The organism is Mumia sp. ZJ430 (genome assembly GCF_011751845.1).
Classification (GTDB): Bacteria; Actinomycetota; Actinomycetes; order Propionibacteriales; family Nocardioidaceae; genus Mumia.
Genome location: NZ_JAAHFK010000001.1, coordinates 362,798 through 388,452 on the forward strand (window position 1 = coordinate 362,798; position 25,655 = coordinate 388,452).

Genomic DNA, 25,655 nt, shown 5'->3' on the forward strand with positions numbered 1-25,655 from the left:
TCTCACTGTGTCACAGTGAGTTATTCGGTACGGCGTGAATCGCGTCGACCTCTGGAGGGAGACCAGATGGACCACCGTCAGCGCAGCCGCGCTGCCATGAGCCGGACGATTGCGGCGATCGCCGCCGGCGCACTCGTGCTCGGAACGACCACCGCTCTCGGAGCGGCCTCACCAGCGAACGCGGCGATCGGCGCCGTCGCGGCGGACGCGCCTGTCACGCAGGACATCACGCTCGACAAACCGGTGTACCGGACGCCATTCTTCCCGATCGGCACCGCGACGCTCGCGGCGAGCGGCGGGTCCGGCGAGATCACGTACTCCGCGGGCGCGATCACCGGCCCGAACGGGGAGACCGGGGGCAACATCGAGATCGTCGGCGACACCGCCAAGATCAACATGAACCAGCAGGACCCGGTCGGCGAGTACTCGTTCCCCTACACCGCGACGGATAGTGCCGGCGAGTCCAGCACGTCGACGGTGCGGTTCAGCATCGAGAACCTGCTGGCGAACGTCCGCGACCTGCGCTTCACGACCAGCAAGGACAAGCCGTTCGACGCGTGGCCGTACGCCCGCGATCCGGAGACCGGCGGGCCGTTCCCGTGGACGTGGACGGAGAACTCGTTCAGTTACGGCGAGCCCGAACACGGCGAGCTCGTCAAGTTCTTCACGCCGCCGGAGGACCCGAGCGACTCCGTCGCGTCGAACTTCGCGGCGATCCAGCACAAGATCACCTACGTCCCCGACCCGGGCTTCGTCGGCACGGACTCGTTCACCTACACGCTGACCGATGGAGACGGCGACGAGTCGACCGGCTCGATCACCGTCGACGTCGTCGACCCGGGGACCACGGCGCGCGGCGTCCTGAACGACGTCCGCTACCGCTGTGCGTTCGCCATCCGCGCCAACATGGAAACGGGCGAGATCGGCAACGAGAACGATCCCGTCGACCCGGGGACGAGCAACCTCGTCAACATGGTCATGGGCGGTGACGTCACGTTCCGCGTGGACGTGAGGGCCCACATGCCCACCACGCTCGCGCCGGGCGAGAAGTTCAAGGTGCGCGACACCGCGATCGACCTGAAGATGGCGCAGCCGATGGCCGAGCTGCTCGCCGGGAGCGACATCACCGCAGCGCCGGTCGACGCCCCGCCGCCGCTCGACGAGGCAGGGTTCGGCCAGATCGAGGTCGGCGGTGCTGCGACGGCGACGGCGGTGTTCACGGAGTCGGCGACGGGCAAGTCGTACGAGGTGCCGATGTCCGGGCTGCGGTCCGCGATGGTGCCGATGTCGCTCCCGATCCCGTCCGACGGGGTCAGGATCCCCGTCATGGGCGGACTTCCCCAGCTGACCGCGCCCAGGTCGGGCGAGCTCTCGGTGTCGATGCCGAAGAAGTTCTTCATCAACTCGATCCTCAACCCGGGCGTGCTCGGCGGGATGATCAAGAAGGTTGGGCTCGACTGCACGGCGATGGAGGGCGAGAGCCTCGTCATCGCAAGCGCGCCGATCGTGGACCCGGTCGCCTCGAAGGTGGCGGCGTCGGCGTCGACCGTGCGCTACGGCGTGGCCGCTCCGAAGGTGAACGTGTCGGTGGCGCCTGCCGGTGCGACGGGCACGGTCGAGGTCCGCAAGGGCACGACGGTTCTGGGCAAGGCTAAGGTCGCGGGCGGCAAGGCGTCGGTGACCCTGCCTCGTACGGCGCTAAAGCCTGGCGCGCACACGCTGTCGGTGCGGTACTCCGGTGACGTGCGGACGAAGGCCTCCACGGGGTCGGTGCGGGTGTCGGTGACCAAGGCCAAGGCCTCGCTGACGGCGAAGATGACGACCAAGAAGGTCGTGGCCAAGAAGACCCGCGCCAAGGTGCGCGTCACGGTGAAGGCGCCGGGTGTGAAGCCCGGTGGCACCGTCGCGATCTATGCCAAGGGCAAGAAGATCGGGACGGCGAAGGTCGGTTCCTCCGGCATCGCGACGGTCACGCTGAAGAAGCTGCCGAAGGCCGGCAAGGTCACCCTGAAGGTCCGCTACCTCGGCAGCGCGACCACCGGTGCGGCGACCAAGACGATCAAGGTCGCGGTCAAGAAGCGCCGCTGATGAGACGTCGGCGCCGCCCGTGATCGGACGGGCGGTGTCGTACGAGGCGGTCCCTGGTCTCACCCTCACGAGACCGGGGACCGCCGCCCTTTGGGGCGGCACGGCGTCCGGCGGCTCGCCAGGACGACGTGGCGCACCGCACCCGAGGCCCTCGGTCCCTCCCTCCGGGATCGGGGGCCTCGGTCGTTCGCTCAGCGCCGTCAGGGCAGCGCGAGCCGGCCGTCGACGCGGCGCGGGATGCGCCACGGGTTGTCGTCGCGCAGCGGCGCAGGAAGCGCTGACTCCGGCACCGACTGGTAGGTGACGGGCCGCGTGAAGCGGCTCAGCGCGGAGGCTCCGACCGACGTCGCGGTCGGGTCGGAGGTAGCAGGCCAGGGGCCGCCGTGGTGCTGCGCCCATGTGTACGCGACGCCGGTCGGGAAGTCGCCGACGGTGACGCGCCCGGCCTTGGTGGAGAGCTGGGCGAGGAGGCCGGGCAGGTCCGGGTCGGACTCGCCGTCGGCCATGATCGCCGCAGCGAGCGTGCCCTGCAGGGCGTTGATCGTACGGGCGAGGTCCTCGTCGTCGCCGTACTCCGCGACGAGCGCGACCGGTCCGAAGCACTCTTCCAGCAGCCGGCTCCCCGGCTCCAGCGCGTCGAGCGGGACGGAGAGGACGGTGGACGCGACGGACCATCCGGCCTCGGGGCCGTCGACGGACGCGACGACCTCCGCACCGGCGTCGACGAGCTCGCCGACGCCCGTACGGGCTGCTGCGGCGATGCCCTCGGTGAGCGACCAGCCCTGGGGTGCGGCGTCGCGGAGCGCGTCGGCGACGGCGGCGGCGGCGCCTGAGCCGTGCGGGGCGAGCATGAGGCCGGGCTTCGTGCAGAACTGGCCGGTGCCCAGCGTGAACGAGCCGACGAAGCCCGACGCGATCTCGTCGAGGCGTGCGTCGGCCGCAGCGGCAGTCACCACCACGGGGTTGACGGTGCCCATCTCGGCGAAGACCGGGATCGGGGCCGTACGCCGCTCGGCCGCGTCGCGCAGCGCCATGCCTGCGCGCTGCGAGCCCGTGAACGCGACGGCGGTGATCTGCGGCTCCTCGACGAGCCGTACGCCGGCGTCGAAGCCGTGCACGATCCCGAAGACGCCGTCGGGCGCACCGGCCTCGCGCAGCGCGTCGGTCGCGAGCGCGCCGAGCCGCTGGCTGAGCAGTGGGTGCGCGGGGTGGCCCTTGACGACGACCGGGCAACCCGCGGCGAGCGCGGACGCGGTGTCGTTGCCGAGGACGCTGAACGCGAACGGGAAGTTGCTCGCGCCGAACACCGCAACCGGTCCGCGCGGCACGTTGACGCGGGCGAGCGCGGGGTTGGCTCCGGCCGCGTGGTCGATCGTGGCACCGAGGTACGAGCCCTCGATCGCGACATCGGCATAGAACCGCAGCTGTCCTGCCGCTCGGACGACCTCGCCCTCCAGACGAGGTCGCCCGAGCGCGGTCTCTTTGTCCGCGAGGTCCACGAGCTCGTCGCGCGCGGCCTCGAGGGCGTCGGCGATCGCGCCGGACCAGCGGGCGCGCTCGGTCGGTGGCATGGCGGCCACCTCCGTCGCGCACGCGGCGGCCGCGGCGACGATCGCGTCCACCTCGTCCGGTGGAGTCGCGGCGACCTCACCGTTCACGCCGCCGGTGCGCGGGTCGTACGAGACGTCGGTGGCCGCGGTCATGCGGGGAGGCCCTGCACGCCGGCCTCGAGCACGCCGAGCGCGTCGTCGAGCAGCGCGTCGCTGATCACCAGCGGCGGGAGCAGCCGGATCACGTTGCCGTACGTCCCGCACACCAGCACGAGCACGCCCTCCGCATGGCAGTGCGCGGCGAGGGCCTGGGCGAAGCGCGGCGCCGGGTCCTTCGTGCCGGGCTCGACGAGCTCGATCGCGAGCATCGCCCCGCGGCCGCGGACGTCGCCGATCCGCCCACCGGACTCCGCGCGCATCTCCTCGAGCCGTGGCGTGACCCGCTGCTCGATCTGCGCCGCCCGCGCGACGAGCCCCTCGCTCTCGATGGTCTCGATCGCACCGAGCGCCGCCGCACACGCGACCGGGTTGCCGGCGTACGTGCCGCCGAGCCCGCCGGGCGCGACCGCGTCCATGATCTCGGCGCGCCCCGTCACCGCGGACAACGGCATGCCGCCGGCCAGCGCCTTCGCGGTCGTGATGAGGTCCGGGACGATGTCCTCGTGCTCGCTCGCGAACATGCGGCCCGTCCGCGCGAACCCGGTCTGGATCTCGTCCGCGACGAACAGGATGCCGTGCTCGCGCGCAAACTCGACCACGCCCGGCAAGAACCCCTCGGCCGGCACGATGAACCCGCCCTCGCCCTGGATCGGCTCGGCGACAATCGCGGCGACGTTGTGCGCGCCGATCTGCGTGAGCACGATGTCCTTGAGCGTGGCCAGGGCGTCGGCGGCGCACGCCTTCTCGTCGCCGTCGTAGCGGTACGGGTATGCCATCGGCGCGCGATAGACCTCCGGCGCGTACGGCCCGAAGCCCTCCTTGTAGGGCACGTTCTTGGCCGTCATCGTCATCGTCATCAGCGTGCGCCCGTGGTACGCGTGGTCGAGCACGACGATCGCCGGACGGCCCGTGGCCGCGCGCGCGATCTTCACCGCGTTCTCGACCGCCTCGGCGCCGGTGGAGAAGAGCGCCGTCCGCTTCTCGTGGTCGCCGGGCGTGAGGCGGTTGAGCGCCTCGGCGACCTCGGTGAAGCCCTCGTACTCGGTGACCATGAAGCAGGTGTGCGTCATCTTCGCCGCCTGCTCGGCGATCCGTGCCACGACCTTGGGTGCCGCAGCACCGACGCTCGTGACGGCGATGCCCGAGCCCATGTCGATGAGCCGGTTGCCGTCGACATCGACGAGGAGCGCACCGTCCGCGTGATCGACGAACACCGGCAGCGTGATGCCGAAGCCGCGCGCCACCTGCTTCGCCCGGGCCTTGTGCAGCTCGACCGAGCGCGGCCCCGGGATCTCGGTCTTGAGGAGTCGTGCCTGGTCGGTCATCGTCGTCATCCTTCGAGGTTCGCCATCACGTGCTTGATCCGCGTGTAGTCCTCCAGGCCGTACATGGACAGGTCCTTGCCGTATCCGGAGCTCTTGAACCCACCATGCGGCATCTCGGCGACGAGCGGGATGTGCGTGTTGATCCAGACGCAGCCGAAGTCGAGCGCGTTGGACATCCGCAGGCCGCGCCCGAGGTCCTTGGTCCACACCGACGAGGCGAGCGCGTACGGCACGCCGTTGGCCTTCGCGATGGCCTCGTCCTCGTGCTCGAAGGTCTGCACGGTGATGACGGGGCCGAAGACCTCGCTCTGGATGAGCTCGTCCTCCTGCTGCAGGCCGTCGATGACCGTGGGCTCGATGTAGAAGCCGCGATCGCCCTGCCGGCCGCCCCCGGTCGTGACAGTGGCGTGGTCGGGGACGCGCGAGAGGAAGCCGAGGACACGCTCGAGCTGGTTCGCGTTGTTGACCGGCGGCACCCACGCGTCTTCGTCGTTGCTGCCGCGCCCGTACGAGGTGGTGGCGGCCTTCGCCTGCTCGGTGAGCGCCGCGACGAAGTCGTCGTGGACGCGCGGGTGGACGAGCACGCGCGTCGCGGCGGTGCAGTCCTGCCCGGCGTTGAAGTAGCCCGCGACTGCGATGCCCTCGGCCGCCGCCGCGATGTCCGCGTCGTCGAACACCACGACCGGCGCCTTGCCGCCGAGCTCGAGGTGCACGCGCTTGAGGTCGTGAGACGCCGCCTCGGCGACCTGCTTGCCCGCCCCCACCGAGCCGGTGATCGACACCATCGCCGGCGTCGGGTGCGAGACCACGGCGGCACCGGTCGTACGGTCGCCGCACACGACGTTGAGCGCGCCCGCGGGGAGGAACTCCGCGGCGATCTGCGCCATCAGCACCGTCGACACCGGCGTCGTGTCGCTCGGCTTGAGGACGACGGTGTTGCCCGCGGCCAGCGCCGGGGCGAACTTCCAGACGGCCATCATCATCGGGTAGTTCCACGGCGCCACCTGGCCGACCACGCCGACCGGCTCGCGGCGGATCCACGACGTGTGGCCGGCCATGTACTCGGCGGTGGCGCGCCCCTCGAGCACGCGCGCCGCGCCGGCGAAGAAGCGGATCTGGTCGACCATCGGCGGGATCTCCTCCGCCATGGTCACCGGGATCACCTTGCCGGTGTTGCGGCTCTCCGCCGCGACGAGCTCGTCGGCGCGCGCCTCGATCGCGTCGGCGATCTTGAGGAGGGCCTGCTGGCGCTCCGACGGCGTCGTGCGCCGCCAGGTGTCGAACGCCTTGGCCGCCGACTCGTACGCGAGGTCGACGTCAGCCTGGCCGGACAGCGGCGCGTCGCCGTACGTCTCCCCGGTGGTCGGGTCGACGAGGTCGGTACGGCGTCCGTCCCGCGTGTCGACGAGCGCGCCGTCGACGAAGTTCTGGACGTGCACGGTGTCGGTCATCCTCGATCTCCTGTGTCATCTCGTTGGTTGAGCCTGTCGAAACCCCGTTGGTTGGGCTAATCCCGTTGGTTGAGCCTGTCGAAACCCGACTCCCCCGGATACGGCGTGACGATGTTGAGCGCGTCGCCGTGGGCGGCGTCGGAGTGGCGGTACGGGCGGGCGAGCAGCATGTAGACGAGACCGACGCCGAGCACGATCGCGGCGCCGAGGGCGACGATCCAGTTGTCGTACCAGGGCACGTCAGGCGTACGGGGCCAGATCATGTTGAGCGAGGCCATCAGCTGGTAGGCGAGCGCGGCGATCGTGACGAGCAGGCCCCACCGGCCGAGGGTGAACGTGCCGGACGGCTTCCAGCCCTTCAGGCGCGCGCGCAGGGCAGCGGCGACGACCATCATGAACGCGAGATAGATGCCGAACGAGGCGAACGAGATGATCCGTATGAGCGCGTTGTCGGAGACCTGGGAGCCGAGGATGATGACGATCGGGATCAGCGCCGCGAGCGACAGCGCGTACGGGGGCACGTGTCGGGCGCTCGAGAACCGCTTGAGCAGTGCGCTGCCGGGCATCATGTCGTCGCGTGCATACGCATAGATCATGCGGCTCGCCGCGGCCTGCAGGCTGAGCACGCACGACAAGAACGAGATCAGCACGATCACGAGGACGATGCGGAAGCCGACCGACCCGAAGGCGTTCTCGAGGACGGTGCTGACCGGATCGGTGTCCTGCTCGGCGAACACGGCCGCGAAGCTGGGGACTCCGAGGATGAGCGCGAAGGTGATGAAGAAGGCCGCTGCGCCGCCGATGTAGATCGTCATCCGCATCGCCTTGGGGATCTGGCGACCCGGATCCTTGACCTCCTCGGCCACGTCGCCGCAGGCCTCGAAGCCGTAGAAGAGATAGAGGCCGATGAGCGCGGCGGCGGCGAACGCCGGGAAGTACGAGCCGTCGCCCTGGACGTCGTACGTGTCGAACAGCGCGCCGACGCTGTGGTGCCGCTCGGTGAGCAGCACCCAGATGCCGACGACGAGGGCGCCGACGAGCTCGGCGGCGAAACCGAAGAACGCGATCCTGGCGAGCAGCCTGGTGCCCCCGAGGTTGAGGAGGGTCGTGAGCACGATCAGGCCGATCGCGCACCAGACGGTGACAGCGGTGGTCCCGTCGATGCCGAGCACGATCGCGACGAAGGGTCCCGCGCCGTACGAGACGGCGGCGATCGTCACGGTCAGCGCGATCATGTAGACCCAGCCGGTCATCCATGCCCAGCGACGGCCCCACAGGCGGCGCGCCCACGGATAGACGCCGCCGGCGACCGGGTACTGCGCGACGACCTCGCCGAAGACGAGCGCGACCAGCAGCTGTCCGAGAGCCGCGAGCACGATCGCCCAGATCATCGGCGGCCCGCCCTGCGCGAGCGACGTGCCGAACAGGGAGTAGACGCCGACGACCGGCGAGAGATAGGTGAACCCGAGGGCGAAGTTGCCCCAGAAGTTCATGTCGCGCTTGAAGTCGGAGGTGTAGCCGAGCGAGGCGAGGTGGGCGTCGTCGGCGGTGTGGGACGTGGGTTCGTGGGACGCGGTGGGATCGAGCGGCGAAGTCGTCACGGGAATCTCCCTCGGAGCAAGCCGGGCAGTGCGCGGCGACCTCGTCGCACACGGGGGTGTCAAGCAGGCTAGGAGCGACGGCTGCTCGTGGGTCCCTGCCGAAACGGTGCGCGGAGGCTGCGTGGCATGGACACTGTGTCCATGACCGCCGCGCCGCCCGCTGTGCCGCCTGACGACCCGTACGGGGTCTCGCTGGCGTGGCTGCTCGACCAGGACGCGCTCGGACTGCGGCTCGTCGAGCCCGTGGAGGCACCTGAGGTCCGGCTCGGCTGGGCCCATGCGATCGAGGTGCTCGACCCCACGCCCTTCCTCGGGGGCGGCGAGCTCGTCCTCACGACGGGCCTGCGGATGCCGAGGGCACATGCCGAGCAGGAGGCGTACGTCGTACGCCTGGTGGCGGCCGGCGTGGTCGGCCTGGCCTTCGGCGTCGGCGTGCGGTTCGCGACGATCCCGGTCGGGCTGCGCGACGCGTGCCGTCGGACGGGCCTGCCCCTCCTCGAGGTGCCGCTGCCGACGCCGTTCGTGGCGATCGCGCAGGCGGTCGCGGCACGGCGTGCGGAGCAGGAGAACGCGGTGATGCATCGCGCGGTCACGTTCCAGCGGCAGATGACGCGCGCCGCTCTCGACGGCGGCGTCGCGGGACTGTCCGCTGCGCTGGCCCACGAGCTGCACGCGACCGTCCTGGTCCTCGACGAGCTCGAGCACCCGGTCGCGTCAGCGGGCGAGGCGCCTGACCTGCGCGACCGCGTCGTCGCCGAGCTCGCCGGCCTCGCGGTCTGGCCCGGTCGCGCGAGCATCGCGGTCGTCTCCGGCACCGGCACGCTCGCCGTTCAGCGTCTCGGCGGCCTGGAGCGTCCGAGCGGCTGGCTCGCCGTCGAAGTGCCGGGTGCGCTGTCCGTCGGCGACCGCCTCCTGCTCAACCAGGCGGTCTCGCTCCTTACCCTCCAGCGCGAGCGCCCGCGCGAGCTCGTCGACGCGCGGCACCGGCTCGGCGCGACCGTGCTGGAGCTGCTGCTCGACGACGACGTGGTCGCTCCGTCGGTCGTCCGGCACCTCGAGCACTTCGGGTTCGAGCCCGGCGACCGCGTACGGATGCTGATCGCAGTCCCCGGCAAGGGCCGTACGTCGCCGCTCGATCTCGTCGCGCACGCGCTCGACGCCGCGTCGGTGGCGCACGTGGAGACCGACGCGACCGACGGCGTGCTCGTCCTGGTCCGCGACGAGGACGTGCACGGCAGCGCGGACGCCGTGGCTGAGGGGCTGGCCCGCGCCGGACGCCACGACGTGGTTGTCGGGGTGAGCGGTGCGCTGCCGATCGGGCGAGCGGCGTCGGGCCGGGCGGCGGCTCTCCACGCAGCCGCGTCGGCGCGGGCGTCGCATCAGCAGGTCGGCTGGTACGGCACGCTGACGCTGGAGGCGATCCTCGCTGACGACGTCGTACGGACGCGGGTGGCGACCCTGGCTGCGTCGCCGTTGGCGCCGTTGCTCGACGGTGACTCGGAGCGTGAGCGCGTGCTGCTGGAGTCGCTCGAGGTGTTCTTGCGCCACAACGGCTCGTGGGAGACGGCGTCACGGGCGCTCGGCGTGCACCGCCACACGCTCCGCAACCGGATGGCGCGCGTCGAGGAGCTGACCGGCGCGCGGCTCGACGTCGCGGAGGACCGGGTCGCGCTGCTGCTCGGACTCCTCGCCCGCGACGGCACGTGACCGCGGTCGGTCAGCGCGCGAGGCCGAGGAACAGCAAGGCCGCTCGTTCGATATCGACCAGCAGCGAGGTGGGGAGTCGTCCGATGCGCGCGCCGACGTTGCTGCGGCGTACGGTCGTGATCTTGTCGACCATGGCGAAGCTCGGCCGGTCGATCCCCGTCGTGCGCGTAGCCGGAACGGGAATGCGGATCAACGGGGCGTCGACAACCGCCGTGGTCAGCGGAACGACGGTGACCGACTCCGTGGCGTCGAAGAGATCCTCTTGAAGGATCAGAGCTGGTCGTGGCTTTGACGCGTACGTGCCGCCGGCGACCGCCCACAGCTCGCCGCGGTTCACTCGTCCCAGCTGTCGGAGATGTCCTCGACGAACTCCTGGTCGTCGGCGCGACGATCCGCCCGGGCGAGGGCCGCGGCCTGGCGGTGCGCCTCGTCGCGGAACTGCTCGGTCCGCACGTCGGGGACCCACACCTGGATCGGCCGGTATCCGCGCTCGCGCATGCGCCGGCGGTGCTCGGCAACACGGTCACGAACGCTCATGGGTCAACGTTACATGTAACGCGGGCGGCGGCTCAAGACCCGCAAATGTCTGTCCTCACAGCCCCAGCGCGCCGGGGAGACCGTTGAGCTGCAGGCGGGCCCCGCCGTGGACGTGCGGGAGATCCTGCTCGCCGCTGCCGGTCGGCGTCACGAAGGTGACCTGCTCGGTCCAGCGCAGGCGCGTGCCGTCGTCGGTCGGGTCGAGCACGACGGTGACGAGCGACGTCCAGCGAAGCACGTCGTTCACGTGCGTCTCGTACGTGAGGACGATCCGCTGCGCGGGGACGAGATCGATGAACCGGGAGTCGTACGCGAGTCGCTCGCTCGTCCCATCAAGAGCGCGGAACGTGCTCCGTGCCGACTCGCCACCGCCGACGCGGAAGTCGTGCTCGTACGTCGCCTCGCCTCCGGGTAGCCAGAACCAGCGGTGCCGTACGGCCGGGTCGGCGAAGCCTTCGTACAGACGCTCCGGCGGTGCAGCGACGTCGAGCGTCACGGTGAAGGTGTCGTGCTGGACGTCGGCAAGCGTGGGTGTCGTCATGGCGACCTGCAACCGCAAGGCGTACGGATTATTCCCGCTACTCCGACTCCGCCTCGACGGGTCCGCCGCCGAGGCCGATCTCGTTGCCGTCCGGGTCGCGGTAGGTCCACTTGCGGACGCCGTTCTCGTACGTCTCGCGCGTCGCTGGCTCGATGCCGCGTGCGCTGACCCCGGCGACGAACGCCTCGAAGTCCTCGACGAACACCGTCTGCAGCGCGTGCCCGGCATGCTCGGGATTGACCTCGATGTAGAGGTAGCGGTGCTCGGCGAGCTCCCAGACGATCTCGGTGTCGTTCGGCCGGAACGCCTCGTCGGTGCCGAGCAGACGGGCGTACCAGTCCTTGGCGGCGTCGAGGTCGCTGACGTAGATCCCGGCGAAGAGGTCGACCCGCATCCGGTCAGGCTAGACGGCTTGGACCGCACTGCGATGAGTCCGGCGTCGGCCGCCGGTCCACAGGACATGACCGAGACACACATGCTCGAGACACCCGAGGCCACGCTCGCGTACGACGTACGGGGGGCGCTGCCGCCGACCGACCGCCCCGTACTGATGATGGTCGGAGCTCCGATGGACGCGAGCGGGTTCGCGTCGCTCGCCTCGCAGTTCGGCGACCGCACGGTCGTCACGTACGACCCGCGCGGGGTCGGGCGCAGCACCAGCCGCGACGGCTCGACCGTCCATACGGCGGAGCAGCACGCCGACGACCTCCACCAGATCATCGCCGATCTCGGGACCGCTCCGGTCGAGCTGTTCGGGAGCAGCGGCGGCGCGATCAGCGGCCTCGCGCTCGTCACCGCGCACCCGGACGACGTGTCGGTGCTGGTGGCGCACGAACCCCCGCTCACGGAGCTGCTCCCCGATGCCGACAAGGTCGCCGCCGCGGGTCGCGCGGTGCACGCGGTCTATCAGGAGAAGGGGTGGGGTCACGGGATGGCGGCGTTCTTCGCGATGGTCTCGCGGAAGGGCGAGTTCACCGACGACGCGCTCACTGCCTCGCCTCCGGACCCGGCGGCGTTCGGGTTGCCTGCCGAGGACGACGGGTCTCGCGACGACCCGCTGCTGTCCGGCGTCTCCGACGACGGCACCGCTCCGCAGCTCGACGTCGATGCCCTCAAGGCGACATCGGCGCGGATCGTCGTCGCTGTCGGCGCCGACTCCGACGGCCTCATCACCGGTCGTACGTCGGTCGCGCTCGCCGAGGCGCTCGGGCAGGAGGCAACCGTGTTCCCCGGTGGGCATGCCGGATTCGCCGGGGGTGAGTTCGGGCATGACGGCGACCCGGAGGCGTTCGCCGTACGGCTGCGCGAGGTGCTCGACGCCGGCTGATCAGCCTTGCGCCTCGACGTCTTCCAGGCCGGCGAGCATCGCGCGCAGCACGCGCAGTGTGGCGTCACGTGCTCGCCGTCGTCGGCGCGGCCGATGGTGACGACCACCGGAGCATGGCCGAGCGCCTGGCCGCGCTCGTGCCGCAGGGCGAGCTGGCGGTGATCGACGACGCGGCGCACTACCCCAACGTGGAGCGGCCGCAGGAGTTCAACCGCGTGGTCGCCGACTTCCTCGCTGCGTACGGGCTCTGAGGGTGCAGTCCGCGCTCACCCGCCCTTGGCAGCGCGTCGGACTCCACCACCTCGCGGATCCGCTCCGCCAGCTCCTCGTCGTACGCCATCTCTGCAGTGTCGCGCGGGGTGGTGACAGAGCCGGGCGGAGTTCAGACGTAGCGCTCGAGTGCTTCCCGCACGATCTCCGAGGGACTCTTGTTCTCCCGCTCGGCGCGCGAACGGAGGCGGCCGTGCAGGTCGGGTGAGAGCCGGACGCCGATCTGAGGTGAGTGAGCAGACCCGCCGGACAGGGACGGTCGGCCTCGGGCGGCGATCCGCTCGCCCTCCTCTTCGTCCAGGTTTCTCACCTGCACCTTGTGCTCGACAAAGAACGTACGCCGCGGCCTGCCAGTGGACAACTGGGGTACGGGAGGGGTCTCGATACGTCCTCCGCGAGCGCTCCGGACTACTCGACCAGCGGCGCCGTCACTTCACGACGTCGAAGACCTGCTTCTGGATCCCGTTCGGGTAGGCCTCGTGCTCGACGAGCTTCAGCTTGGTCGTGTCCTTGTCGCTGTCGCTCCACAGGCGCTTGCCGGCGCCGAGCAGCAGCGGGAAGACGAGCAGGTGATAGCGGTCGACGAGCCCCGCGTCGGCGAGGTTGCGTCCGAGCGTCGAGCTGCCGTGGACGGCGATCGGCCCGCCCTCGGTCTCCTTGAGCGCGGCGACCTCGTCGAGTGAGTGCAGGATCGTCGCGGGCCACCGCTCGTCGTCGGACTCGAGCGTCGTCGACACCACGTAGCGCGGCATCTCGTTGTACTCCTTGAACTCGTCCATCGTCGGCCACACAGGCGCGAACGCCTCGTACGACGTACGCCCGAGCAGAAGCGCGGTGGTCTCCTGCTGCTCGCGGCCCTTGAGCTCGTACGCGGCCTCGTCGAACTCGACGTCCTTGAACGTCCATCCGGAGTTGCGATAGCCAGGCTCGCCGCCGGGACCCTCCATGACGCCGTCGAGCGAGACGAATGCGGTGATGATCAGGGTGCGCATGGCGTTCCTCCAGTGGGGTACGGGACCGCTTCGACCCTAGTGCCGCAGCGGCTTTTCACCCTTACGCCGAACGCGGCGTCGCCGTTTCGACACGTTCGCCGAACGTGTTCTTTCAGACTTCGCTTTCAGTCTGAGGAAGGTATGCCTTACCTTTGTCAGGTGAACAGCATCCAGCGCCCTCCCGAGCTGACCGCCGAGCGGGTCCGCGCGGCGTACGGCTCGGCGGTCGTGGTCGACGACGTGAGCATCGCGCTCATGCCCGGCCGCGTCACCGCGCTGATCGGTCCCAACGGCAGCGGCAAGTCCACGCTCCTGCGGACCCTCGCTCACCTGCACAAGGCGGCAGACGGTCGCATCGCGCTGCGTGAGGGCGAGTCGATCACCGATCTCAAGGCCAAGGAGCTCGCCACCCGCCTGACCCTGCTCTCGCAGTCGCGCTCGGCTCCCGGCGGCGTGACCGTACGGGAGGTCGTCGCGTACGGCCGTCACCCGCACCGTTCGCGGTGGGGCGGCGGCGATCCCGACGGCCACGCGATCGTCGAGCGCGCGATGGCGATGACCGGGGTCACCGAGCTCGCGGGGCGCGGCGTCGACACCCTCTCGGGTGGTCAGGCGCAGCGTGTCTGGCTCGCGAGCTGCCTCGCGCAGGACACGCCGGTGCTGCTGCTGGATGAGCCGACGACGTACCTCGACCTGCGCTACCAGGTCGAGCTCCTCGACATCGTCCGCGACCTCGCCGACGACCACGGCATCGCCGTCGGCATCGTCCTGCACGACCTCGACCAGGCGGCCGCGGTCGCCGACGAGGTCGTGCTGCTCGTCGAGGGCAAGATCACCGCGGTCGGCACCCCGCAGGAGGTGCTGACCACCGAGCTGCTCTCACCCGCGTACGGGGTCACGGTCGACGTCCACGTCGATCCGCACGACGGACACCTCCGTACCCGCGCCCGTGCGCGCCACCACGCTCGTCCCACCACCGACGCCGTCGCGCACTGACGGCGCACCATCACAAGGAGAACCCAGGCCGTGAAGCCCACCCGTACCCTGCTCGTCGCGTCCGCGGCAGCCCTCGCCCTCGCGCTCAGCGCGTGCGGCACCACCGAGGACGACGCCGACAACTCATCGTCGGACAGCAACGAGAAGATCACGATCACCGACGCCCGCGGCGAGAAGGTGACGCTCGACGGACCGGCCGAGAAGGTCGCCTCCACCGAGTGGAACACCGTCGAGTACCTGATCTCGCTCGGCATCCAGCCGACCGCCGTCTCCGACATCAAGGGCTTCAAGGCCTGGGACCAGTCGGTCGAGCTCGACGACAGCGCCACCGACATCGGCACCCGCGGCGAGCCCAGCATCGACACCCTGGCGGGCCTGGGCCTCGACGTCGTCTTCGTGACCGACACCCTCGCCGGTGACGCGATCAAGCAGATCGAGGAGACCACCCCGGTCATCGTGATGCCCGGCGGCGACTCCAGCGACCCGTTCGGCCAGATGTGGAAGAACGTCGACCTCGTCGCGCAGGCCACCGGCACCGAGGACGAGGCCGCCGATCTCAAGAAGGACTTCGACGACAAGATCGCCGAGGCCAAGGAGACCATCGCAGCCACCGATGCCGCCGGTGCGCCGGTCGCGTTCAACGACGCGTGGGAGCAGGGCGGCGCGGTCTCCGTGCGTCCGTATCTCGAGGGCTCGCAGATCGGTGCGGTCCTCAAGGAGCTCGGCTTCGAGGACGCCTGGACCTCGGTCGAGGGTGTCGAGGGCGACGCCGTGTACGGCCTGGGGACGACTGACATCGAGGGTCTGACGAAGCTCCCCGCCGACACGCTCTACTGGTACATCGCCAACGACACCGACGTCGACGTCTACACCGGCTCGCTGAAGGACAACAAGGTCTGGAACTCGCTGCCGTTCGTCAAGGCCGGCAACGTCGAGCGCTTCCCGGACGGGATCTGGATGTTCGGCGGACCTGCGTCGATGCTGGACTTCACCGACGCGGTCGTCGAGACGGTCTCCTGACACTCGCATGACACTCACCGCCGAGCCCGCCACCGAGGGCCCCTCCGCTTCACCCGGACAGGACGACGGGCGCCGCCTGACCTGGAGCCTCGCGCTCGTGGTCACCGGGTTGCTCGCGCTGATCGTCGTCCTCGCCGCGATCAATGTGGTGCAGGGGACTGCGGCGGTCGGGCTCGGCGACCTGTGGGCCTGGGTCACCGGGTCCGCAGACCAGCAGGTGTCGGCGGTCGTCGTCGACTCGCGGCTGCCCCGCGTCGCCGCCGCGCTCGTGGTCGGTATCGCGCTGGGCGCCGCCGGCTGCGTCCTGCAGTCGATCTCGCGCAACGTGCTGGCGTCGCCGGACACGCTCGCGGTCAACGCGGGCGCGTTCCTCGCGCTGACGGTCGCGGCCACGGTCGGGCTGCCGGGGCTGATCTTCGGTGACCTCGTGCTCGCGTTCGTCGGCGGTCTGGCCGCGGCGGGGGTCGTGTTCCTGCTGGCGGGGACGGACTACGGGACCGTACGGCTCGTCCTCGCCGGCACCGTCGTCGCGATGGTGCTCATGTCCCTCGCGACGACGCTGATCATCCTCAACCCGATCGAGGGCCAGGGCCTGCAGGCCTGGGAGTCGGGGATGCTGAGCCAGAACGGCCTCGGCGGCGTACGCGCGATGGTGCCCGTGATCGCCGCGGGCCTGCTGGTGGTGCTCCTGTACGGGCGCCGGCTCGACGTGATGGTGCTCGGTGACGACGCCGCGCGCTCGGTCGGCATCCCCGTACGGCAGACGCAGCTGATCGTGCTGGTGATCGCCGTCGTCCTGTCGGCGGCTGCGGTGACCGTGACGGGGCCGATCGGCTTCATCGGTCTCGCCGCTCCGGCGTTGACCCGGCTCGCCGCGCCGCACGTGCCGGGCCTGCACCGGCACCGCGCGCTGATCCCCGTCTCGGGGCTTGCCGGTGTCGCGATCGTGCTCGGCGCGGACGTCCTGATCCGTGCGCTGCTCGGTGCGCAGCGGGCGGTCGAGGTGCCGACCGGGGTCGTGACGTCGCTGCTCGGCGCCGTCGTGCTGGTGTGGTTCGCGTTCCGGCTGCGTGCGTCGCGGCTGGACGACGCGAGCAACGCGCTCGACGTACGAGGGGTCGGGACGAAGCACCCGATCGCGCTGATGGCCGTGCTGTCGCTGGTGCTCCTCGCGCTCGTGATCGCCGCGGTGCTGGTCGGTGACCGGGTCTTCCTGCTCGGCGACTTCATGAACTGGGCGACGGGACAGGCGGGGCCGATCGTCTCCAACGTCATGGGCGCGCGGGTGCCGCGCGTGCTCGCGGCGCTGCTGGCGGGCGTCGCGCTGGCGATCGCAGGTACGGCGATCCAGGCCGTCACGCGCAACCCGCTCGCGGACCCGACGATCATCGGCGTCGCCGGTGGCGCGTCGGTGGGTGCGGTCGTCATCGTGACGTTCGTGCCGATGGCGTCGTTCTGGGTGCTCGCCGGGGCGTCCGGCGTGGGCGCGCTGATCGCGGCGGCGATCGTGTTCGGGCTGGCGGCGAAGGGTGGGTTCGCGACGGACCGGCTGGTGCTGATCGGCGTGGGCGTCTCGTTCGCGTCCGAGGCGCTGGTGAAGCTGATGATCGTGACCACCGACCCGTGGAATGCCACGAAGGCGTTGACGTGGTTGGCGGGTTCGACGTACGGGCGGTCGTACGAGCATCTGGTGCCGTTGATGATCGCGCTGGTGGTGCTGGTGCCTGCGATCGTGTGTGGGTATCGCTATATGGATCTGCTGTCCGTCGACGAGGACACGCCGCGGGTGCTGGGGGTGCGGCCGGCGCGTGCGCGGTTCGCGTTGCTGGGCTGTGCAGTGCTGCTGACGGCGACGGCCGTGGCGGCGATCGGGCTGGTCGGGTTCGTGGGTCTGGTCGCTCCGCACGCGGCGCGTTCGCTCGTCGGGCGGCGGCACAAGCTGGTGATCCCGGTGGCGGCGCTGCTGGGTGCGATCCTGCTGGTGCTGGCGGACATGCTCGGGCGTACGGTCGCCGCGCCGACGCAGCTGTCGGCGGGGCTGCTGGCTGCGCTGGTCGGCGCCCCGTACTTCTTCTGGCTCCTCCACCGCAGCCGCCGCACCACCGCCGGTTGAGCCTGTCGAAACCCCGCCCCCCGGTTGGTTGAGCCTGTCGAAACCCCGCCCCGCTGGTTGAGCCTGTCGAAACCCGGCACACCCGGGCGGGGCCACCTGGCGATGGCCCCGGCGCCGGGCTGGTCGGTCGATCAGGAGTGGGCGGAGCTGCGGCGCTTCGACCACTGCCAGATCAGCAGAGCGATGACTGCGCCGATGATCGAGCCGATGATGCCCGCCGGCTGGAAGAAGCCGTCGTCTGCGTCCTTGTGGAACAACAGGTAGCCGAGCATGCCGCCGATGAACGAGCCGATGATGCCGAGCACGATGGTCGCGACGATGGAGAGGTCTTGACGACCGGGCACGAGGAGTCGGGCAACGAAGCCGGCGATGGCGCCGACGATGAGGATGGTGAGGATGAGTCCGAGCATGAGTCTCCCTTTCTTCGAGAGGCCGACTGTTGCGCCCTCTGCCCACTACGCAACCACCCCTAGGAGGGGTGTGGCACACCCCTAGGTGGGTTAGCGTGTGGTCATGAGCAATCGAGGCCGCCCCATCCAGGTCGCCCTCGTGGACGACTACGACGTCGTCGTCATCGGGGTCGCCAACATGCTTGAGCCGTACCGCGACCGTGTCGTGGTCGCCGAGCTGGACACGAACTTGCCCGTCGAGGACGGCGTCGACATCGCGCTGTACGACTCTTTCGCCCAGCCGGAGTCCGATCGCGAGGAGATCAAGGCCCTCATCGACAACCCACGTGCCCGGCGAGTCGTGGTCTATACCTGGAGCTTCCACCCGGACCTCCTCGCGGCAGCCCGCGATCTTGGAGTCCACGGCTATCTGTCCAAGGCGCTCACGGCCCGAGAACTCGTCACCGCCCTCGAGTCCGTGCACGCGGGCGAGATCGTGGTCAGCCCTCCAGCGGCCAAGGTCCGCACCCAGGGTGGTGACTGGCCCGGGCGCGGCGAAGGCCTGACCGATCGTGAGGCGGAGATCCTCGCCCTCATCACGCAGGGCAAGAACAACGCTGAGGTTGCAGCATTGACCTACCTCAGTCCCAACACCGTGAAGTCCTACATCCGCGGGCTCTACCGCAAGATCGACGTCGAGAGCCGGACCCAAGCAGTTCTCTGGGGTGTGGACCACGGGTTCCTGCCCGACAAACGCCGGATCGAGCACTGGCGAGGCGGCCCCTGACAGCGTCACGCGCTCGGGCCGAGCGTCCCCTCCCCGATCGGTGCCGTCGAGTCCTTGAGCTCCACAAAGATCGCGTGCGTCGGGGTGTCACCGATGTTCTCCCCGTGGTGCTGCTGCGCCGGAAGCCAGATGACCGTGCCTGCTTCGAGCCCCACCTCGCGCTGCTCGTCCCCTTGGACGAGTCGACGCCGGAACGAGGACAGGGTGTACATCACGCTGTCCGGGTATTCGTGCGGGTTGGTGACTGTGCCCGGCTCATCGAGGTACTCGAGAACGCGGACACGTTCGTTCTCGAAGATGACCTTGTAGTGATCGGGGTTCGTCTCGGCTGGATCAAGGCTCATCAGTTGAGCATGACCCCGTAGGCCGGTACGAGAAAGGTCGCCTTCAACGCCCGCGTGCGGAGCTCGTCTCCACGGGGAAGTGCTTCCACTGCCCCTCGGAGACGACCTCGACGGCGCCGTCGACCACCGCGATGGCCGTCTGGTCGTCGATCGCGTACGCCGGACCCACGATCTCGGCTGCCCACGTCTCGGCACAGGCCATGGTGTTGTCGGGCTCCATGCCGAGGTGCGGGAAGATCGAGAAGTCGACGACCCCGAGCGTACGGTCGTCGGGAGCGGACTCCCACTCGACGAACTCCGCACCGATCCGTGGCGTCAGCGCCATGCTCCCCGCGCTCAGCCCGACCCAGACGGTGTCCCGCAGCAACGGCATGACGTCCGCGAGACCGGATTGCCGTATCCAGTGGGACAGGTAGGTCGCGTCGCCGCCGCCCGCGAGGATGACGTCGGCTCCACGGACCCAGGGGCCCCACTTCTGCTCGCCGACGCTGGGAAGTGCGGTCAGCTCGAGGACGCCCAGCGGCTTCCACCCCAGGCCACACATGGGGAGCGGTGTCTGGCCGGTGATGAAACGCCACGCCGACGGTGGCCCTCCCATGGCGTACGTGGCCGTCGGAAGGCAGAGGGCGTTCGCGTCGGCGATCGGCTTGCCCAGCAGATCGACCAGCGCCTCGCGGATGCTCGGATTCGTGACGCCTGCGGAGGTGAGGAGGAGTTTCACGCGTGGCTCCTGTACGTCGCGCTGGCGGCTGTTCTGACAGAAGGGAGGACCGGGTGCATGGATTCCTGACTGGTCCCCGCGTGAAACCCGTCGCTGCGGATCGTCATCGCGACATCGAGCAACGGAGCGGGTGGCGGATCCCAGAGTGGTACCGTTTGGTATGAGCACTCAGATCGCTGTGCGTCTGGACGACGATCTCGTGACGTTCGTGGACGAGCTGGTCAAAGCGGGCGAGGCCCCGAGTCGCGCTGCCGTCGTGACGCAGGCGCTCCAGCGGGAGCAGCGACGCACGGTTGCTGAACGCGACGCTGCGATTCTTGCCGCTGAACGGGAAGACACTGACATGGACGGGCTGGCGGAGTTCGCGGCCGGCGTGTCGATGGACGACCTCGACTGATGCGACCGATCCACGTGGCCCGTCTCGACAAGGCGCGGCCGGTGCTGGTTCTTACCCGTGAGGTCGTTCGTCCGTATCTGAATCGGGTCACCGTCGCGCCGATTACGAGTACGATCCGCGGGCTCTCCACCGAAGTTCCTGTCGGTCCGATCAATGGCCTTGACCGCGACAGCGTGGTGAGCTGCGACAACATCGTGACTGTGCCCGTGGAAAGTGTGGGCCGACAGCTCGGCTTCCTGCTCGAGTCGCAGGAGGGCGACCTCGCGCATGCGATCCGCGCTGCGTTCGACCTCGATCTCTGAGCCCGCTGGAGTGGATGTCGAGGCAGTGGCTAGCGCGTCGGGATGCGGGCCGCGTTGGCGGGTGCCCCCGTACTTCTTCTGGCTCCTCCACCGCAGCCGCCGCCAGGCATAGCCGGTCGAGTAGCCCGGAGCGCCAGCGGAGGGCGTATCGAGACCTCCCTGTCGAAAATCGTCGGGGATGTACGAACACCCGGTGCCGACGACAGGCGAGAGATGCTCGCCGGTGTATGCCGCGCCATACATATGTTCGCTGCGGTGAACATATGGCTCGCCGACGCCGACGCCGAGGCTCACGTGATCGGCTGACGGGACGCTACCGGCACAACCTTTTTCGTTATACGATTTTCTTATGGCGACAGACGAACAGATCGAGGCATGGGCCGACGAAGCCGAGGCTGGCTACGACGTCGACCAGCTGAAGCGACGCGGGCGAGGCCGGCCAGGGCGTGGGGCTGAGCCTATGCAGGTGGTGGCCGTTCGTCTCACTGCCGAGGAGATCGCCGCGCTTGACGCCGTTGCTGAGCGGGAGCATCTCTCCCGTTCGGAGACGATTCGTCGCGCGGTGTCAGCCCTGTCGGCGTGAGGGTTCATCGCAGCGCGCTCAAGCACGGCGTCCTGCCGGAGGATGCCATCCAGGCAGCCGATTGGTCGCAATGGATCGAGCCACTCGATGAGGACGACTGGCCCCATCGTGAACTCCGGCTCGGGTTCGACACTCATGCGCGACTGCTGGAGACGGTCGTCCTCGTCTTCGAGAGCGGCGAGGAGATGGTGATACACGCGATGCCTGCCCGTCGACATTACTGGGACCTGCTTCCCTGACTGAAGTGGTGCCCCTCCGGCGCTGTTAGAGATTGTCAGGGTCTGTCGGGTCGAAGCCGGCGATCCGGACCAGCTCCCGCTGGCCGGTTGTCTTGACGGTCGCGAAGATCTCGTATGCCCGACCATTGGACTGTTCGTCGGCCCAGATGACGACCTCGCGGACATCGTCGGTGGGCACGGTGTAGGTCTCGGCCGGGCCGTCCCAGATCGTTACGACGAAACCTTGGTTGTCCGCGATACTCCCCGTCAGGACGGACCGAGGGTCAACGAGAGTTCCCTTCACTTTCGGCATTGGGCCACCCTATGGGCGGGTTCCTGGTGAAGGCTCAACCAGGAGGACTACTCCGACAGGACCCGACGACGAATCTCGTCGTAGATGAAGGCGTGATCCGGGAAGTCTCCACGGCCATGGGCCGGCCACGGATACGGCCACTCGCCGTGCAACCACTTCAGCACCCCGGCTGGATCGGGGTGACAGCCCGTGAGGTGCGTGGCATCGACGACTGCAGAGAGGTCGCTCTCACCGAGTCGTCGCCACCCGATGCCGCCGTCCCCGGTCGCGTAGATGAGCCAGACCGGCGAATCGTCCATCGTTTCGCAGGCACAGAGCCAGATCGCGTGCGTCGCTGTGACCCGCTCGCCTGGCGGCGGCTGCTCGACACCCGACCGGAAGGCGGCCTCCTCGAGGATCCTCTCGACCAGGGCGACGCTCTGGTCCTCAGAGGGCGTCGGAGACTGACACGCGGACATCGCGCCATGTTAGGGCGACATTCCGCCTCGACGTCGAGGTCGTTTGCGGTGCGGGTTGGCTAGGGTCGCGGCGTGGGGATCAACGTGCACCGGGGCGACCAGCCGGAGACGCTCGCGCGTGAGTTCGCCGCAATGCTGCGCGACGACCCCGCGGACGTCTTCACCCCCGAGGTCGTGGTCGTCCCGGCCCGCGGCGTTGAGCGGTGGTTGGCGCAGCAGCTCTCCCACGCGCTCGGCACCACAGCAGGCGACGATGGCGTCTGCGCGGGCCTGCAGATCATGGCGCCGCAGTCGCTCATCAGCATGCTGCTCGGTCGCGACCGCGACGACCCGTGGCAAGCAGATCGACTTGTCTGGCCCACCCTCGAGGCGATCGACGAGCTCACCGGATCCCCTCATTTCGACGCACTCACCCACCACCTCGGCGCGGGCCAGGAGATCACCGACAACCCACGCGCCGAGTGGGAGCGCAAGGCGCGCCAGTCGCGCCGGTACGCCGTGGCGCGCCGCATCGCCGGGCTGTTCGCCTCGTACGCGCGAGAGCGCCCCCACATGCTCGCCGACTGGGAGGCCGGCGTCCCCTCCGACGGCGTGGGCGACACCCTGCCCGACGACTTCCTCTGGCAGCCGATCCTGTGGCGGCGCACGGTCGAGCTCGTCCGCGAACGGCACGACCTGACCGAGTCGGTCACCGAACGCCACCGGCGAGTCGTGGACGAGCTGTCGTCGAGCCAGGCAGCGATCGATCTTCCGCAACGCCTCTCCTTCTTCGGCTACACCCGCCTCGCCGCAGCCGAGCGCGAGCTGGTCGTCGCCCTGGGCGCCTGCCGCGACCTCCACCTCTGGCTGCCCCACCCCTCACCGCAGCTGTGGGCCGACCTCGACGGCCGCACCTCCGTGGGAGCGCGCGCCGACGACCGTACGGCCCGCCACGCCAAGCACCCGCTGCTGGCCACGCTCGGCCGCGACGTCCGCGAGCTCCAAGCGGTCCTGAGCACCGACGGCGTCACCGTCCACGCCCCGCTCGATCCGGCCACGCCCACGACCGGCACGAACCGCCTCGCGCTGCTCCAAGCAGACATCCGCGCCAATCGCGCCCCCGATGAAACGCGCATCACCACGACCGACGACTTCTCGATCCAGGTGCACGCCTGCCACGGCCCGGCCCGCCAGGTCGAGGTGCTCCGCGAGGTCCTGACCTCCCTGCTTGCCGACGCCCAGGGCGCGCTGCAACCACGCGACATCCTCGTGATGTGCCCGGACATCGAGACGTTCGCGCCGCTCATCCAGGCCACGTTCGGCCTCAGCCTTGTCCGCACGCCCGACACGGGCCAAGACTCGTACCACCCCGGTCAGCAGCTTCGCGTGCAGCTCGCCGACCGCTCCCTGGGCGCGACCAACGCGCTGATCGACCTGGCCCACCGCGTCGTCGCGCTGGTCGCCGGGCGGATGACCGTCTCCGAGGTGCTCGACCTCGCGAGCCATGAGGCCGTACGGGCAAGGTTCGGGTTCGACGAGGAGGACCTGGAACGGGTCGGCCGGTGGGTCACCGACGCGGGAGTGCGGTGGGGGTACGACGCGGGTCACCGCAGCGAATACCAGCTGGCCGGCCTCGACGCGAACACCTGGACGCGGGGCATGGACCGGATCGCCCTCGGCGTCGCGGTCGCCGCCGACACCGACGGTCCGTCAGCCGCCCGCGTACCCGTCGACGACATCGGCAGCCGCGACATCGAGCTCGTCGGCCGGTTCTTGGAGCTGATGGAGCGGCTCAAGCGCGCCGCCGACACCGTACGCGGCACCCTCTCGGCGCGTGAGTGGATGCGCTGGCTGAACGACACCATCGAGGCGCTCGCCGACACACCTCCGGACGAGCGGTGGCAGTTCGCTCAGCTCGCGCGCGACCTCGACGCGATCGGCGAGACCGCAGGCGAGGGAACGACGCTGCGGCTCAACGACATCCGGGTGATGCTCGACCAGCGGTGGGGCGCGCGGCCCACCCGTGCGAACTTCCGCAGCGGCGCGATCACGGTGTGCACGATGGTGCCGATGCGCTCGGTGCCGCACAAGGCCGTGGTGGTGCTCGGCGTCGACGACGGTGTCTACCCGCGCTCGCTCGTGGTCGATGGGGACGACGTCATGGCCCGCTGTCCGCAGGTCGGCGAGCGTGACGCGCGCAGCGAGGATCGCCAGCTCCTGCTCGACGCCGTGATGGCGGCCAGCGAGCAATTCGTGGCGATCTACTCCGGCTTCGACGAGCACAACGGTGCGCGCCGCCCACCGGCCGTACCGCTGCAAGAGCTGATCGCCGCAGCATCCCGTACGGCGACAGCGCCCGGGGACGCGGACGGCGCGACCGACCCGAGCTTCGTACGGCACCACCCGCTGCAGGCGTTCGACGAGCGCAACTTCCGTCCCGACGGCCCGGTGCCCGGAGGCACGTTCGACACGGCCGCGCTCGCGGGAGCCGAGGCGCTGCGCACCTTTCGGACGGATCCGCCTGCCAAGAAGGACTTCCTCGACCAGCCGCTCTCCGTACAGCCGATCTCCGCCGTCACGGTCGACGAGCTGGTGGCGTTCCTGCAGAACCCGGCACGCGAGTTCCTCCGGCACCGCCTCGACGTGACCGTCCCGCGGCAGGTGGACGAGGCGAACGACTCGCTGCCGATCGCCCTCGACGGGCTGGAGCAGTGGGACATCGGGGAGCGGGTGCTGCACGAGGTGCTCGACGGGATGGCGCTCGAGGACGCGCTCGACCGGGAGGTCGTACGAGGAAGCTTCCCGCCGGGCGCGCGCGGCCGGGTCGTACGCGACGAGATCGCGGCGAACGTGAGGGCAATCGCAGCCGACCGCGGCACCGGCCAGCCCAGGTCCGTCGACATCCGGCTCGACCTGCCCGCACCCGAGGGCAGCGGCGCCGTACGGCTGACGGGTGTGGTCACTGCGATCCATGACGACACGGTGTGGTTACGGACGTACTCCACGATCAGCGCGAAGCACGTCGCGGCCGCATGGGTGCGCTTGCTGGCGCTGGCGGCGGCCGAACCCGAGCGCGAGCACCGCGCCGAGCTGCTCGGCAAGAGGGGCGGCCTCCGGCTGTCCTCACCCGACCCGGCGGAGGCTGTGGCGCTGCTCGCCGACCTCGTACGGGTCCGGCAGTCCGGGATGCGGTTCCCGATGGGTGTCCCGCCGAAGACCGCGAGCGCGTTCGCCGCCGCGTATCGCAAGACCCGCCCCGGCGACCCGTACGGCCTGCAGCAGGCGCTCGACCGCGCCCGCAAGAGCTGGGAGGGCGACCACCGCTTCTCCGGCGAGAACGACGACGCGTGGTGGCGGTTCGTCGTCGGCCCGCAGTCGCGGGTCGAGGCGCTGAACCGGCTCCGCAGCCTCGAATACTTCGCGCCGCGCATCTGGAACCCGATCCACGAGCACGGGGGCGACGCATGAGCCTGACGAACGCCCCTGG

General features: G+C 69.9%; 28 protein-coding genes. 13 read left to right on the forward strand and 15 right to left on the reverse strand.

The genetic code is table 11. The features are described from left to right. Positions 1-66 precede the first annotated feature (66 nt). On the forward strand, positions 67-2,088 hold the full coding sequence (locus HCT63_RS01810) for an Ig-like domain repeat protein (RefSeq protein WP_167000958.1): 2,022 nt from the start codon (positions 67-69) through the stop codon (positions 2,086-2,088). Positions 2,089-2,288: 200 nt separating this feature from the next. Here HCT63_RS01810 and HCT63_RS01815 read toward each other — a convergent pair whose 3' ends face one another. Genes HCT63_RS01815 through HCT63_RS01830 form a run of 4 tightly spaced genes read right to left on the reverse strand, consistent with a single transcriptional unit; the run spans position 2,289 to position 8,174 of the window. Next, complete coding sequence (locus HCT63_RS01815) at positions 2,289-3,791, reverse strand: aldehyde dehydrogenase family protein (protein ID WP_167000960.1); 1,503 nt, start codon at positions 3,789-3,791, stop codon at positions 2,289-2,291. Continuing rightward, positions 3,788-5,131: a 4-aminobutyrate--2-oxoglutarate transaminase gene (gene gabT, locus HCT63_RS01820; RefSeq protein WP_208322219.1), complete on the reverse strand. Its 1,344-nt coding sequence runs from the start codon at positions 5,129-5,131 to the stop codon at positions 3,788-3,790. The genes HCT63_RS01815 and gabT overlap by 4 nt, the downstream gene beginning before the upstream one ends. Further along, positions 5,128-6,573 carry a gamma-aminobutyraldehyde dehydrogenase gene (locus HCT63_RS01825; protein WP_167000963.1) on the reverse strand — a complete coding sequence of 482 codons (1,446 nt, stop codon included), beginning with the start codon at positions 6,571-6,573 and terminating at the stop codon, positions 5,128-5,130. Before HCT63_RS01825 ends, gabT begins: the two co-directional genes overlap by 4 nt. Positions 6,574-6,629: 56 nt before the next feature. Next, a complete protein-coding gene (locus HCT63_RS01830; RefSeq protein WP_243842846.1) occupies positions 6,630-8,174 on the reverse strand; it encodes an APC family permease in 1,545 nt (514 codons plus the stop codon). Between the two features lie 126 nt (positions 8,175-8,300). Between HCT63_RS01830 and HCT63_RS01835 the strand changes: the two genes are divergently transcribed. Further along, positions 8,301-9,881 carry a PucR family transcriptional regulator gene (locus HCT63_RS01835; RefSeq protein WP_167000965.1) on the forward strand — a complete coding sequence of 527 codons (1,581 nt, stop codon included), beginning with the start codon at positions 8,301-8,303 and terminating at the stop codon, positions 9,879-9,881. Positions 9,882-9,891: 10 nt separating this feature from the next. On the opposite strand, the gene HCT63_RS01840 is transcribed toward HCT63_RS01835, so the two are convergent. Genes HCT63_RS01840 through HCT63_RS01855 form a run of 4 tightly spaced genes read right to left on the reverse strand, consistent with a single transcriptional unit; the run spans position 9,892 to position 11,353 of the window. Continuing rightward, positions 9,892-10,218 carry a type II toxin-antitoxin system PemK/MazF family toxin gene (locus HCT63_RS01840; protein WP_167000967.1) on the reverse strand — a complete coding sequence of 109 codons (327 nt, stop codon included), beginning with the start codon at positions 10,216-10,218 and terminating at the stop codon, positions 9,892-9,894. After that, complete coding sequence (locus HCT63_RS01845; RefSeq protein WP_167000969.1) at positions 10,215-10,418, reverse strand: antitoxin MazE-like protein; 204 nt, start codon at positions 10,416-10,418, stop codon at positions 10,215-10,217. Before HCT63_RS01845 ends, HCT63_RS01840 begins: the two co-directional genes overlap by 4 nt. 55 nt (positions 10,419-10,473) lie before the next feature. After that, positions 10,474-10,959 carry an SRPBCC domain-containing protein gene (locus tag HCT63_RS01850; protein WP_167000971.1) on the reverse strand — a complete coding sequence of 162 codons (486 nt, stop codon included), beginning with the start codon at positions 10,957-10,959 and terminating at the stop codon, positions 10,474-10,476. 37 nt (positions 10,960-10,996) lie between these two features. Continuing rightward, the gene (locus tag HCT63_RS01855) at positions 10,997-11,353 is read right to left on the reverse strand and encodes a VOC family protein (RefSeq protein WP_167000973.1); all 357 of its coding nucleotides are present in this window, start codon (positions 11,351-11,353) and stop codon (positions 10,997-10,999) included. A 66-nt stretch (positions 11,354-11,419) separates the two neighbouring features. On the opposite strand from HCT63_RS01855, the gene HCT63_RS01860 reads away from it, so the two are divergent. Next, complete coding sequence (locus HCT63_RS01860) at positions 11,420-12,286, forward strand: alpha/beta hydrolase (RefSeq protein WP_167000974.1); 867 nt, start codon at positions 11,420-11,422, stop codon at positions 12,284-12,286. Positions 12,287-12,354: 68 nt separating this feature from the next. Continuing rightward, a complete protein-coding gene (locus HCT63_RS01865; RefSeq protein ID WP_167000976.1) occupies positions 12,355-12,537 on the forward strand; it encodes an alpha/beta hydrolase in 183 nt (60 codons plus the stop codon). Between the two features lie 131 nt (positions 12,538-12,668). Here HCT63_RS01865 and HCT63_RS01870 read toward each other — a convergent pair whose 3' ends face one another. Both HCT63_RS01870 and HCT63_RS01875 read right to left on the reverse strand, forming a co-directional pair. Further along, complete coding sequence (locus HCT63_RS01870; RefSeq protein WP_167000978.1) at positions 12,669-12,866, reverse strand: ribbon-helix-helix protein, CopG family; 198 nt, start codon at positions 12,864-12,866, stop codon at positions 12,669-12,671. 118 nt (positions 12,867-12,984) lie between these two features. Then, complete coding sequence (locus tag HCT63_RS01875) at positions 12,985-13,548, reverse strand: dihydrofolate reductase family protein (RefSeq protein WP_167000980.1); 564 nt, start codon at positions 13,546-13,548, stop codon at positions 12,985-12,987. 159 nt (positions 13,549-13,707) lie between these two features. Between HCT63_RS01875 and HCT63_RS01880 the strand changes: the two genes are divergently transcribed. Genes HCT63_RS01880 through HCT63_RS01890 form a run of 3 tightly spaced genes read left to right on the forward strand, consistent with a single transcriptional unit; the run spans position 13,708 to position 17,677 of the window. Next, on the forward strand, positions 13,708-14,544 hold the full coding sequence (locus HCT63_RS01880; protein WP_279587720.1) for an ABC transporter ATP-binding protein: 837 nt from the start codon (positions 13,708-13,710) through the stop codon (positions 14,542-14,544). 30 nt (positions 14,545-14,574) lie between these two features. Continuing rightward, positions 14,575-15,564, forward strand: a complete 990-nt coding sequence (locus HCT63_RS01885) for an iron-siderophore ABC transporter substrate-binding protein (RefSeq protein ID WP_208322220.1) — start codon at positions 14,575-14,577, stop codon at positions 15,562-15,564. 7 nt (positions 15,565-15,571) lie between these two features. After that, a complete protein-coding gene (locus HCT63_RS01890) occupies positions 15,572-17,677 on the forward strand; it encodes an iron ABC transporter permease (RefSeq protein ID WP_167000984.1) in 2,106 nt (701 codons plus the stop codon). Positions 17,678-17,808: 131 nt separating this feature from the next. Here the strand turns inward: HCT63_RS01890 and HCT63_RS01895 are convergent, their stop codons facing one another. Then, positions 17,809-18,087, reverse strand: a complete 279-nt coding sequence (locus HCT63_RS01895; protein WP_167000986.1) for a GlsB/YeaQ/YmgE family stress response membrane protein — start codon at positions 18,085-18,087, stop codon at positions 17,809-17,811. A gap of 103 nt (positions 18,088-18,190) precedes the next feature. Between HCT63_RS01895 and HCT63_RS01900 the strand changes: the two genes are divergently transcribed. Then, entirely contained in the window at positions 18,191-18,853 is a 663-nt protein-coding gene (locus tag HCT63_RS01900) for a response regulator transcription factor (protein ID WP_167000987.1), read from the forward strand. Positions 18,854-18,858: 5 nt separating this feature from the next. Here HCT63_RS01900 and HCT63_RS01905 read toward each other — a convergent pair whose 3' ends face one another. Beyond that, positions 18,859-19,197, reverse strand: coding sequence for a cytoplasmic protein (locus HCT63_RS01905; RefSeq protein WP_167000988.1), 339 nt, complete (start codon positions 19,195-19,197; stop codon positions 18,859-18,861). A gap of 43 nt (positions 19,198-19,240) precedes the next feature. Continuing rightward, the gene (locus HCT63_RS01910) at positions 19,241-19,918 is read right to left on the reverse strand and encodes a Type 1 glutamine amidotransferase-like domain-containing protein (RefSeq protein WP_167000990.1); all 678 of its coding nucleotides are present in this window, start codon (positions 19,916-19,918) and stop codon (positions 19,241-19,243) included. Positions 19,919-20,078: 160 nt separating this feature from the next. On the opposite strand from HCT63_RS01910, the gene HCT63_RS01915 reads away from it, so the two are divergent. The 4 genes from HCT63_RS01915 (at position 20,079) to HCT63_RS01930 (ending at position 21,439) form a co-directional block, all read left to right on the forward strand. Continuing rightward, positions 20,079-20,315 (forward strand): ribbon-helix-helix domain-containing protein, encoded by a 237-nt coding sequence (locus HCT63_RS01915; RefSeq protein WP_167000992.1) that lies wholly within the window; start codon positions 20,079-20,081, stop codon positions 20,313-20,315. Then, positions 20,315-20,617 carry a type II toxin-antitoxin system PemK/MazF family toxin gene (locus HCT63_RS01920; RefSeq protein WP_167000994.1) on the forward strand — a complete coding sequence of 101 codons (303 nt, stop codon included), beginning with the start codon at positions 20,315-20,317 and terminating at the stop codon, positions 20,615-20,617. Before HCT63_RS01915 ends, HCT63_RS01920 begins: the two co-directional genes overlap by 1 nt. Positions 20,618-20,966: 349 nt before the next feature. After that, positions 20,967-21,200: a ribbon-helix-helix protein, CopG family gene (locus HCT63_RS01925; protein WP_167000996.1), complete on the forward strand. Its 234-nt coding sequence runs from the start codon at positions 20,967-20,969 to the stop codon at positions 21,198-21,200. Beyond that, positions 21,197-21,439 (forward strand): toxin, encoded by a 243-nt coding sequence (locus tag HCT63_RS01930; RefSeq protein ID WP_167000998.1) that lies wholly within the window; start codon positions 21,197-21,199, stop codon positions 21,437-21,439. Before HCT63_RS01925 ends, HCT63_RS01930 begins: the two co-directional genes overlap by 4 nt. 25 nt (positions 21,440-21,464) lie before the next feature. Here the strand turns inward: HCT63_RS01930 and HCT63_RS01935 are convergent, their stop codons facing one another. After that, positions 21,465-21,731: a hypothetical protein gene (locus tag HCT63_RS01935; RefSeq protein WP_167000999.1), complete on the reverse strand. Its 267-nt coding sequence runs from the start codon at positions 21,729-21,731 to the stop codon at positions 21,465-21,467. Positions 21,732-21,778: 47 nt separating this feature from the next. Then, the gene (locus HCT63_RS01940) at positions 21,779-22,189 is read right to left on the reverse strand and encodes a hypothetical protein (RefSeq protein ID WP_167001001.1); all 411 of its coding nucleotides are present in this window, start codon (positions 22,187-22,189) and stop codon (positions 21,779-21,781) included. Between the two features lie 72 nt (positions 22,190-22,261). Here HCT63_RS01940 and recC point away from each other — a divergent pair, with 72 nt between their 5' ends. Further along, entirely contained in the window at positions 22,262-25,636 is a 3,375-nt protein-coding gene (gene recC, locus HCT63_RS01945; protein ID WP_167001003.1) for an exodeoxyribonuclease V subunit gamma, read from the forward strand. The last annotated feature ends 19 nt before the right edge of the window (positions 25,637-25,655 follow it).